Source organism: Francisella sp. XLW-1, assembly GCF_008711455.1.
GTDB classification, from domain to species: domain Bacteria; phylum Pseudomonadota; class Gammaproteobacteria; order Francisellales; family Francisellaceae; genus Francisella; species Francisella salimarina.
Map to the genome: position 1 here is coordinate 1 of NZ_VXKP01000026.1, position 761 is coordinate 761.

Below are 761 nucleotides of genomic sequence, written 5' to 3' on the forward strand. Positions count from 1 at the left end.
TTTTAAAGTTTTCGATATTTCATTAGAATCAGTTATCAACCCAAAGGATCCACTTGGAATAAAGATACGCGAATAAAGCTTATTATCTGGTATTTCACTTGCTACAGATTTCCAGATGTTTACATTTAGAGACATTTGTTCTGCTTTACTCATAAGGACATCTAGCATGTGTTCACTTGCGTCTGAGCCTTCAATTTTATATCCATCTTTTGCTAGAGGCAGTAAGAAGCGACCAGTACCACACATTGGCTCTAAAATAGCTCCACTCGCTTCATCTGCATAACTTTTATAAAAAGCAAAAGCGTCTTCTGGCGCGGTCGGTTTGCTTATCTCGTAAACTTGAGTACATAAATCAAGGTAAGTTGTATTAATACTCATTACAGTTTTCCTCTCATATTATTAAAGCCTTTAGGATCTGGATTGTTTTTTATGAAAGCTATTATTTCTTTAGCAACATCAAATACCGAAGTATTGCTTGTATCGACTGTCAAATCATATTCTCGGGTACCAGTATGCACTCTATCAAATTGATCGTTGGATAAACCAAGCGCTCTTTCTCGCCGTAAATATTCACGCTCTTGCATAATAGCCAAATCGCATTTAACACCAATAAAGTACACAGTATGGTCAGCTAATTTATCTACATAGGACTTTAGCTGATTATCATTAAACAAAACTTCATCTATGATAATATTGTTGCCTCTAGAGCCAAGCATATGCGCAAAATCAGCCATTGCGCCAAACAATTTATCTCCAGTTGG

At 36.1% G+C, this 761-nt stretch carries 2 protein-coding genes; both read right to left on the reverse strand.

Going from position 1 to position 761, the window contains the following annotated elements; translation table 11 throughout:
• Positions 1-378, reverse strand: a 378-nt coding sequence (locus tag F3D59_RS09910; RefSeq protein WP_150464776.1) for a class I SAM-dependent methyltransferase, incomplete at its 3' end; no start/stop codon positions are given.
• Positions 378-761, reverse strand: a 384-nt coding sequence (locus F3D59_RS09915) for a chloramphenicol phosphotransferase CPT family protein (protein ID WP_224721197.1), incomplete at its 5' end; no start/stop codon positions are given. The genes F3D59_RS09915 and F3D59_RS09910, both read right to left, overlap by 1 nt.